The 9,725-nt window shown below is 61.9% G+C and carries 9 protein-coding genes; all 9 read right to left on the bottom strand.

The genetic code is table 11. The features are described from left to right. Positions 1-1,161, bottom strand: a 1,161-nt coding sequence (locus tag B3873_RS09195) for an adenylosuccinate synthase (RefSeq protein WP_286865453.1), incomplete at its 3' end; no start/stop codon positions are given. A 3-nt stretch (positions 1,162-1,164) separates the two neighbouring features. Further along, complete coding sequence (locus B3873_RS09200) at positions 1,165-2,325, bottom strand: ATP phosphoribosyltransferase regulatory subunit (protein WP_134222766.1); 1,161 nt, start codon at positions 2,323-2,325, stop codon at positions 1,165-1,167. 271 nt (positions 2,326-2,596) lie between these two features. After that, positions 2,597-3,490: a protease modulator HflC gene (hflC, locus tag B3873_RS09205; RefSeq protein ID WP_039785371.1), complete on the bottom strand. Its 894-nt coding sequence runs from the start codon at positions 3,488-3,490 to the stop codon at positions 2,597-2,599. Further along, the gene (hflK, locus tag B3873_RS09210; protein ID WP_286865454.1) at positions 3,490-4,845 is read right to left on the bottom strand and encodes an FtsH protease activity modulator HflK; all 1,356 of its coding nucleotides are present in this window, start codon (positions 4,843-4,845) and stop codon (positions 3,490-3,492) included. The genes hflC and hflK overlap by 1 nt, the downstream gene beginning before the upstream one ends. An 89-nt stretch (positions 4,846-4,934) precedes the next feature. Beyond that, on the bottom strand, positions 4,935-6,059 hold the full coding sequence (gene hflX / locus B3873_RS09215; protein WP_286865455.1) for a GTPase HflX: 1,125 nt from the start codon (positions 6,057-6,059) through the stop codon (positions 4,935-4,937). A gap of 39 nt (positions 6,060-6,098) precedes the next feature. Continuing rightward, complete coding sequence (gene hfq / locus B3873_RS09220; RefSeq protein WP_006463311.1) at positions 6,099-6,338, bottom strand: RNA chaperone Hfq; 240 nt, start codon at positions 6,336-6,338, stop codon at positions 6,099-6,101. A 139-nt stretch (positions 6,339-6,477) separates the two neighbouring features. Next, the gene (gene der, locus B3873_RS09225; RefSeq protein ID WP_039785362.1) at positions 6,478-7,821 is read right to left on the bottom strand and encodes a ribosome biogenesis GTPase Der; all 1,344 of its coding nucleotides are present in this window, start codon (positions 7,819-7,821) and stop codon (positions 6,478-6,480) included. A gap of 26 nt (positions 7,822-7,847) precedes the next feature. Beyond that, positions 7,848-9,047, bottom strand: a complete 1,200-nt coding sequence (bamB, locus tag B3873_RS09230) for an outer membrane protein assembly factor BamB (protein ID WP_039785361.1) — start codon at positions 9,045-9,047, stop codon at positions 7,848-7,850. Between the two features lie 140 nt (positions 9,048-9,187). Further along, positions 9,188-9,725 (bottom strand): tetratricopeptide repeat protein (locus B3873_RS09235; protein WP_286865460.1); only part of this gene is annotated, 538 nt, incomplete at its 5' end.

Here is a 9,725-nt window from a genome sequence, read left to right on the forward strand (position 1 = left end):
GCTCCAGCCGGGCATTTCCTCGTAGACCGGCTGCAGGCCGATGTAGCTGTCGGCGTCGGTCGGCGCATCGACCAGCACCTGGCCATTGGCGTCTTTGTAGCCGGTGCAGATACGGATGGTTTCCAGACCGTCGAGCACGTCCAGCTTGGTCAGGCACATGCCGGAGACACCGTTGATCTGCACCGAGCGCTTCAGCAAGGCGGCATCGAACCAGCCACAACGGCGCGCACGGCCGGTGACGGTACCGAATTCATGACCGACCGACGCCAGGTGCTTGCCGGTGCCGACGTCCGTCGGCAGCTCAGCCGGGAACGGGCCCGAACCGACGCGGGTGGTGTAGGCCTTGGTGATGCCCATGATGTAGTGCAGCATGCCCGGACCCACGCCCGCACCGGCGGCGGCATTGCCGGCCACGCAGTTGCTGGAGGTGACGAACGGATAGGTGCCATGGTCCACGTCCAGCAGGCTGCCTTGCGCGCCTTCGAACAGGATCTTGCCGCCGGCCTTGTGGATGGCGTACAGGTCGCTGGAGACGTCGGTGACCATGGGCTTGATGCGCGGCACGTTGGCCAGGGCATCGTCCAGGGTCTTCTGGTAGTCCACCGGCTGGGTCTTCAGGTAGTGGGTCAGGACGAAGTTGTGGTAGTCCAGGTTGGCCAGCAGCTTTTCGGCAAAGCGCTTTTCGTTCAGCAGGTCAGCCACGCGGATGGCGCGACGGGCCACCTTGTCTTCGTAGGCCGGGCCGATGCCCTTGCCGGTGGTGCCGATCTTGTCCACGCCACGGGCCGCTTCACGCGCCACGTCCAGCGCCACGTGATACGGCAGGATCAGCGGACAGGCGTCCGACACCTTCAGGCGCGAGCAGACTTCCACGCCAGCGGCTTCGAGCTTGTCGATTTCGCGCAGCAGGTCGGGCACCGACAGCACCACGCCGTTACCGATGTAGCAAGCCACGCCTTCGCGCATGATGCCCGAGGGAATCAGTTGCAGCGCAGTCTTCTTGCCGCCGATGACCAGCGTGTGGCCGGCATTGTGGCCGCCCTGGAAACGCACCACGCCTTGGGCGTGATCGGTCAGCCAATCGACGATCTTGCCCTTACCTTCGTCGCCCCATTGCGTACCGATGACGACGACATTCTTTGCATTGCTGTTCTGTAACATGACTCAACCCAAGTTTTTGATAATCCAGTTTCCATTGCTGAAATCGAGTGCGCGATCGCAATCGAATTCGTCCTGATCGTGTTCGTGGCCGGGAAGGCTTTGGATCACGATCTCTCCCGCTTGCCGCAATTGCGCTATTTTCTCACGCAGACCGGCGTCCCTGCCCCAAGGGGCGAGGATGGCGCGTTTTCGTTCTGCGCCCGGCATCAGTCGTGCCAGTTCACGCAGGTCCAGGGAGAAGCCGGTGGCCGGCCGCGCACGGCCGAAGGCTTCACCCACATGGTCGTAGCGGCCGCCGCGCACCACCGCATTGGGCAGGCCCGGCACATAGGCAGAGAACATCACGCCGCTGTGGTAGTGATAGCCGCGCAGGTCGGCCAGATCGATGGTGACAGCCGCCCCTTCATGGCCGGCTGCCAGTTCCACTACGGCCTGCAGCTCGTCGAGCGCCTGGCCGATGCCGGGCAGCGCCGGCAAGGTGATGCGCGCGCGCGCGATGACGGAAATGTCGCCGTACAGGTTGGGGAGCGCCAGCAAGGCTGCGCGCGTGCCTTCCTGATAGGAGGCCGTAATTTCCTTCAGACCCGGCACATCCTTGGCCTGCAGCAGCCCGAAGAGCTGGGCTTCATCACGCTTGGCACCAGCATCGTTGGCGATGATGGCGCGCAGCACGCCGACGTGGCACAGGTCCAGGCGGATGGTGCGCATGCCGGCCAGGGCCAGCGAATTGAGGGCCAGTTCCTGGATCTCGGCGTCGGCTTCGATACCGGCGTGGCCATAGATCTCGGCACCGATCTGGATCGGTTCGCGGGTAGCGTGCAAGCCCGTCGGGCGCGTATGCAGGACGCTGCCGGCATAGCACAGGCGGGTGACCGAGGCGCGATTGAGCAGGTGGGCGTCGATGCGCGCCACTTGCGTGGTCATGTCGGCGCGTACGCCCAGGGTGCGGCCGGAGAGCTGGTCGACCAGCTTGAAGGTGCGCAGGTCGGTATCCTGGCCGGCACCGGTGAGCAGCGATTCGAGATACTCCAGCAGCGGCGGCATGACCATTTCATAGCCATAGAGGCGGAAATTGTCGAGCAGACGGCGGCGCAGTTCCTCGATCTTGCGCGCTTCGGAGGGCAAGACATCGGCGATGTTTTCGGGAAGAAGCCAGTTAGGCATAAACAAAAGTCAAAGCAGAAAAAAACGGTTTGCGTACTTGCGTAGTTCGGACAGCCAGATCAGAAGCAGCCGCCCAGACGAACAATCGGGGCGGTCCGGGAATGCCTGCCGCCCCTCTTCTTGCACACCGGGAAAATTGCACCCCGGCACATTGTGTCCGACCAAAAAAGGAAAGATGCCCTTTACCAGCGGCATCCATCCGGTTTGCCCTGCCCGCCGGAAATACGCGGCGGCGCAGAACTGTTCACATTATCGCCTGATAAGCAGATTTTTACTTCTTCGCAGCGCTGGTATTGCCGCCGCCGACTCCCTTGAAGTACTTGAAGAACTCCGAGCTCGGATCCAACACCATCACATCATGACGGTTCTTGAAGCTGGCACGGTAGGCTTCGAGGCTGCGATAGAACTTGTAGAAGTCCGGGTTCTGGCCGAAGGCCTGAGCGTAGATCTGGGACGCCTTGGCGTCGCCGGCACCACGGATCTTTTCGGATTCGCGATAGGCTTCGGCCAGGATCACCACGCGCTGGCGATCGGCGTCGGCACGAATCTTTTCGGATTCGGCAGCACCCGTGGAACGCAGCTCATTGGCGACGCGTACTCGCTCGGACTTCATGCGTTCGAACACCGAGTTGTTGATCTGGTCCACGTAGTCCACACGGCGCAGGCGCACGTCGATGACTTCCACGCCGATCTGCTTGGCTTCATTGGCCACGCGGGCCTGGATGGCATCCATGACGTTGTTGCGCTGGCTGGAGATCACTTCCCGAACGGTGCGCTTGGTGATTTCATCATTCAGCGCAGCCTTGACGATCTGCGACAGGCGATCTTGCGTGCGGCGTTCGTCGGCACCGAAGCTGACGAAGTACAGGCGAGGATCGACGATGCGCCACTTGACGTAGGCATCCACCAGCACGTTCATCTTTTCGGCGGTGATGAAGCGGTCGGCGTCAGGGGTATCCAGGGTCTGGATGCGCTTGTCCAGGTACATCACGTTCTGGAACGGAGGCGGCAGCTTGAAGTGCAGGCCGGGTTCGCTGATGACCTGCTTGACTTCACCCAGGGCAAAGACGATGGCCGAGGAACGCTGGTCGACCACGAAGATGGTGGACGAAGCCAGCCAGATCGCCACGACGGCGACGATGACGGAAGTGACGAGGCGGCCCATCAGCGCACCTCCCTATCACGCGCATCACGGGGATCGCGGTTTCTCGAATCTCGCATCAGCTCGGAAGAATACACAGTGTCATTTCCTGCAGTCGAAGTGGTGGACGCCGCGCCCGCCGAGGGCTGCACGGTCGACGATGCCGGTGCCTTGCCGCCAGCCGGGGCGGCGTCGGTGGCGCTTTGCTGGATCAGCTTGTCCAGCGGCAGGTACAGCAGGTTGCTGCCATTCTTGGCATCGACCATGACCTTGGTGGTATTGGCGAAGATCTGCTGCATGGTTTCCAGGTACATGCGGTCGCGGGTGACCGCCGGGGCCTTGGCATAGGCTTCCTGCACCTGGGTGAAGCGCGAGGCATCACCTTCGGCATTGGCGGTCACGCGGGAGCGGTAGGCTTCGGCTTCTTCCAGCAGGCGCGAGGCGGCACCGGAGGCGCGCGGGATCACGTCGTTGGCATAGGCCTGGCCTTCGTTCTTAAGGCGCTCACGGTCCTGGCCGGCCTTGACGGCGTCGTCGAAGGCGGCTTGCACCTGTTCAGGCGGTTGCACGCCCTGCATGGTGACGTTGGTGATCTGCACGCCGGACTTGTAGCGATCCAGGATCTGCTGCATGCGCTGGCTCACGTCGAGCGCGACCTTTTCGCGGCCTTCGTAGAGGACGAAGTCCATCTTGCTGCGGCCGACGATTTCGCGGATGGCCGTTTCGGCAACCTGGCGCACGGAATCATCCGGGTCACGGTTGTTGAACAGCCATTCGGCGGCATTCTTGAGCTTGTACTGGACGGCAAACTGGATGTCGATGATGTTTTCATCATCGGTCAGCATCAGGGATTCCTTCAACTGCTTGTTGCGCACGTTGCCGCGATAGCCGATCTCGGCGGTGCGGACCTGCGACATGTTGACGATCTCGTGACCCTGAATCGGATACGGCCAGCGCCAATTGAAGCCTGGCAGCGTGGTGTGGCTGTAGCGGCCAAAGGTGGTGACCACGGCAGTCTGGCCTTCCTGCACGATGAAGAAGCCGCTGGCCAGCCAGAGGAAGGCCACGATCACGGCGATCACGCCCACGCCGATGCCGGCGCCCTTGACGTCGCCACGATTGAAGCCGCCGCCACCGTTGCCACCGTCGGAACCGCCACCCTTGCGGCCCAGGAGGCCGGCGATGCGCTGGTTGAAGTCGCGCCAGAGCTGGTCGAGGTCAGGCGGGCCGTCGTTGTTGCCGGACGGTTTTTCGGGCCGTTTGTCGCCGTTACTTCCGTTATTCTGATTCTCGCGGTTGTCGTTTTGCGAACCACGTCCCCATTGGGGGTCGTTCAACGAAAACTTGACACCGATTTTCCTGAATAAAGACACAAGCATGCGTTTGCGTTCCGGCTGAAGTGATGGATTAAGAGAATCTAGGAGGAATGCGCGCCAGGAACGTGCAACGAACCGTCCCCTCGAACGGCTCAAGCGTGCATGTCTTCGGAATCGACTGGCTGGGAACGGCTGCGACCCCTGGCCTCCAAGGCGGCCTTGAGCGAAGCGGCGATCGCCTCGCGCAGCAGATCCAGGCCAGCACCAGACTTGGCACTGACGAAAACCCGCTGGATTTTACCATACTCGTCATACTCGACCGCCGGTTCCAGACCGGCGGCGTCGATCTTGTTCCAGACCAGGATCTGCGGCACGTGGTCGGCACCGATTTCCTTCAGGACCAGGTTGACCTGCTCGATCTGCTCCATGCGCACCGGGCTGGCGGCATCCACCACATGCAGCAGCAAGTCGGCGTGGATGGTCTCTTCCAGGGTGGCCCGGAATGCCTCGACCAGTTGGTGAGGCAGTTCGCGGATGAAACCCACGGTGTCGGAGATCACCACGTGCCCGACCTCGCCCAGGTAGACGCGACGGGAAGTCGTGTCCAGCGTGGCGAAAAGCTGGTTGGCGGCATACACGCCGGCCTTGGCCACGGAATTGAAGATGGTCGACTTGCCAGCGTTGGTATAGCCCACCAGCGAAACGGAGAACGTTTCACTGCGCCCGCGTGCACGCCGCTGCGTGGCATGTTGCCGGCGCAGCTTGGCCAGCACCGCACGCAGCGCCTTGACGCGCTCGCCCAGCAGGCGGCGGTCGGTTTCCAGCTGGGTTTCACCGGGACCGCGCAGGCCGATACCGCCCTTTTGGCGCTCCAAGTGAGTCCAGCCACGAATGAGGCGGGTCGCCAGGTGCTGCAGCTGGGCCAGTTCGACCTGTACCTTGCCCTCGTGGCTCTTGGCCCGTTGGGCGAAGATGTCGAGGATCAGACTGGTACGGTCGAGCACACGCACCTTCAGCACCCGCTCCAAGTTACGTTGCTGGGCCGGTGAAAGAGCGTGATTGAAAATGACCAGTTCGAGCTGGAGGTCGGCGACGGCATCAGCGACTTCTTGCGCCTTGCCGGTACCAACGAAGAGAGCGGCATCCGGACTGGCACGGCGGCCGGTGATGGGGATCACCGGTCCCGCCCCAGCCGATTTTGCCAACAGGAAGAGCTCATCCAGACTAGCGGCGAAATCGTTCTTGCCGAAGTCCAGGCCGACTAACGCGGCACGCATGTCAAAATGCCCACGGCGTCAAGCCGGCCAGGTAGACCATTATTCGTCGGACGAGGATTCGAGACTGAGGTTGACCGCACGTGCAGGCACGACGGTAGAGATGGCGTGTTTGTAAACCATTTGCGTAACGGTGTTGCGCAGCAGGACCACGTATTGATCGAAAGACTCCACATGGCCTTGCAGCTTGATGCCGTTGACCAGATAGATAGAGACGGGAACGTGCTCTTTTCTCAATGCGTTCAGGAATGGGTCTTGTAACAATTGCCCTTTGTTGCTCATGGCAGCTCCACGGTGTTGTTGTGATTAGGACTTGGAGGCACTTCAAGGAAAATCAAGTGCTTGACCAACTTTATGCTATTCAATTTAAACGATTTTCGCTCCAACGCCAAAAACATTGATCGAATAGCAGGATTTACGATTATTTTTCCTGCCGGATGAAAGGATTCTTGCCCGACCTGAACTCGATACGCAGTGGAGTGCCCACCAGAGAGAAAGTTTCCCTGAAGTGCTTTTCCAGATAACGTTTGTAGTTGTCGTCGATGGCTTCCAGTGCATTGCCGTGGATCACCACCACCGGCGGATTCTGGCCACCCTGGTGAGCATAGCGCAGCTTGGGGCGAATCGAACCCTTGCGGCGCGGTTGCTGGTGTTCCAGTGCCTCTTCCAGCGCGCGTGTGAGGCGCGGGGTGCTCAGCTTGGCCATGGCGGCAGCATAGGCCGAGTCGATGGACTTCATCAGCGGACCGATGCCGGTCGACTTCAGGGCTGAAATGAAGTGGAATTTGGCGAAGGAAAGGAAATTCAGTTTGCGCTCCAGATCCATCTTGATCTGGTTGCGCTGGTCGCTTTCCATGCCATCCCATTTGTTCACACCGACCACCAGCGCCCTGCCCGACTCCAGCACGAAACCGGCGATGTGGGCATCCTGCTCGGAAATATCCTGCTGCGCATCCAGCAGCAGCAGCACGACGTTGGCGTCCGAAATCGATTTCAGGGTCTTGACCACGGAAAACTTCTCGATGGCCTCGAAGACCTTGCCACGGCGGCGGATACCGGCGGTGTCGATCAGGGTGTAATGACGGCCTTCGCGTTCGAAGGGAATCTCGATGGAATCACGGGTCGTGCCCGGCATGTCGAAGGCGATCACGCGCTCTTCGCCAAGCAGGGTATTGACCAAAGTCGACTTGCCCACGTTGGGACGGCCGACGATGGCGATCTTGGTGCCGCGCACGGCCGGTTCCTCGGCTTCGGGCTCCTGGGCGCGCTGGGCGTCGACCTGATCCAGGGCTTCTTCCACCAGGTCGGCCACGCCATCACCGTGGGCAGCGGAGATCACGTAAGGATCGCCCATGCCCAGCTCGTAGAAGTCGGCGGTGACCGAGGTGTACTTCATGCCTTCGGACTTGTTGACCACCAGCAGCACGGAACGGCCGCACTTGCGCAGGAAGTCGGTGATGGTCTTGTCGTGCGGCGTCAATCCCTGGCGGCCGTCGACGATGAACACCACGATGTCGGCCTCGACCACTGCCTGCTTGGTCTGCTTGGCCATCTCATACATGATCCCGTCCTTGGCGACGGGTTCGAAGCCACCGGTATCGATCACCAGGAACGGACGTTCGCCGACCCGGCCTTCGCCGTAGTGACGATCGCGCGTCAGGCCGGGCAGGTCCGCCACCAGCGCATCGCGGCTGCGGGTGAGCCTGTTGAACAACGTCGATTTGCCGACGTTGGGACGGCCTACAAGTGCAATTACCGGTTTCATTTCTTTTCTTGGGGGTCGTTCGTCACTTATTCAGCGACGACGGAGACCACGGTTCCTGATTTGGTTTGGAAAACGACAGACGAACCGGTCGAAACCGGAGGCGCCTGGACAGCACTGCCGTCGGTAGCCAGACGGGCCACGAAGGCGCCATCTTCCCGCGACAGGAAGTGAATATAACCCTGGAAGTCAGCCACCGCCACCGCCTTGCCCACTGCGATCGGGCTGGACAGCTGGCGATTCTTCAGGCGGTCGTTGCGCCAGATGACGGCACCGGTATCGCGTGCAAACTCGGTGACGGCACCATTGACATCGGCCGCATAAACGTAGGCGTCATCCAGATTGACGCCGACATCGCTGGAAAACTCCTTGATCCAGCGCACATTGCCGTTGAGCAAATCGAAGCAACCGATACGCCCTTGGTATGACACCGCACAGATATCACGCGAACCCAGCGCCGGCACGCCCGACACGTCGGAGATGCGTTCCAGTTCGGTGGTACCGCGCGGATCGCCCACCGGGACTTCCCAGCGCGGACCGCCGTTGTTCAGTGCCAGGGCCGACAGACGGCCACCCGGCAGGGCCACGAAAGCGGTCTGCGAACCGATCACGATGCCCGGCGCGTTGCGCAGGGTCAGCGACGGCACGTTGCGCTGGACCATCCAGCGCTGGCTGCCATTGTCGGCATCATACGCGGTCACGCGGTTGTCGATGCTGCGAATGACCACCAGGCCCTCGCCCACAGCCGGAGCCGACAGCACTTCGCTGGGTGCCTGAGCGCTCCAGGTCGGCTTGCCGGAGGCGGCATCGAAGGCCTGGATACGGCCCTTCTCGGCCACCACCACCACGGTGCTGCCATCGCTGCCGACACCGGCGGTCAGGTCGCCCTCGGCACGGCTGCGCCACAGGGTCTGGCCGTTCTGGGCGTTGATGCGCACCACGGTGCCATCATTGGCGGCGGCAAACACGCTGCCCGCAGCGAAAGCCGGGCTGAACTGGTAGCTGCCGGCCTTGCCGACCGATACCGTCCACGCAGCCTGGGCGCGCATCTTCTGGGTGAATTCGACCAGCGGGGCCGGCGGATTCGGATCTTTCTTGCTGGAGAACAGCGAGCAGCCGGACAAGGCCACCACAGCCGCCATGGCGGCCACATTCAGCGCCAGCTTGCAGGCGCTACGGGATCGAGCAAAGGATGTTGCCTTGGCAGCAGTGGCTGTCACACTACGCATATTCTGTTTCCTCTAAGCGATGGATGGATTCGCGGTGGGATTGCGATTCAATTCGGGGTTGCATCTGCAACCCGCCAGGCCACCGGTGCGCCACAGCGAACCGGGACCCGGAGCATTCTTCAGTGGCGCGAGCGCCGGCCTCAGGCCTTGGGCGCTTCGCCGCCGATGGCGTCGAGCTTGATCTGGATCAGCTGACGACCCGGATCCTTGGCGTCGCTCTTTTCCAGCGCCAGCTTGTAGGCGCTGCGGGCTTCGACGCGCTTGCCCTGGGCAGCCAGCACATCGCCCTTGCGGTCGGCAATGGCACCCGCGAACTGGGCGGGATAGTCACCCGACAAGACCTTCAGCGCCTCGTCATACGCCTTGGCATCGAGCAGCACGCCCGCCAGGCGGACGGCAGCGATGGCCTTGTATTCCTTGCCACGGCCGTGGTCGATCACCCATTGCAGCTGCTTCTTGGCCGCTTCCAGGTCATTGGCATCGAAGGCCGACTTGGCTGCCACCAGTGCGCTCATCTCGGCGTAGGCGGTGCCGCTGAACTTGTCCTGGATGTCGGCGGCGGCGCGTTGCACCTTGGCATTGTCCTTGGCCGCCAGCGACTTCTGCTGTTCTTCGTAGAGCACCGAGGCTTGCGCCGACTGGCGGCCCTGCCAGGGATTCCAGCCGGTCCAGCCGGCG

Origin of the sequence: Herbaspirillum sp. UBA812, assembly GCF_002296545.1 — a bacterium.
In the GTDB taxonomy this organism is placed as follows: domain Bacteria; phylum Pseudomonadota; class Gammaproteobacteria; order Burkholderiales; family Burkholderiaceae_D; genus Herbaspirillum; species Herbaspirillum huttiense.

Bases quoted from the DNA above. Each gene is read 5' to 3' on its own strand.
- B3873_RS09200 (WP_134222766.1), bottom strand. From the start codon at position 2,325: ATGCCTAACTGGCTTCTTCCCGAAAACATCGCCGATGTCTTGCCCTCC.
- hflC (WP_039785371.1), bottom strand. From the start codon at position 3,490: ATGGGCCGCCTCGTCACTTCCGTCATCGTCGCCGTCGTGGCGATCTGG.
- hflK (WP_286865454.1), bottom strand. From the start codon at position 4,845: ATGCTTGTGTCTTTATTCAGGAAAATCGGTGTCAAGTTTTCGTTGAAC.
- hflX (WP_286865455.1), bottom strand. From the start codon at position 6,059: ATGCGTGCCGCGTTAGTCGGCCTGGACTTCGGCAAGAACGATTTCGCC.
- hfq (WP_006463311.1), bottom strand. From the start codon at position 6,338: ATGAGCAACAAAGGGCAATTGTTACAAGACCCATTCCTGAACGCATTG.
- der (WP_039785362.1), bottom strand. From the start codon at position 7,821: ATGAAACCGGTAATTGCACTTGTAGGCCGTCCCAACGTCGGCAAATCG.
- bamB (WP_039785361.1), bottom strand. From the start codon at position 9,047: ATGCGTAGTGTGACAGCCACTGCTGCCAAGGCAACATCCTTTGCTCGA.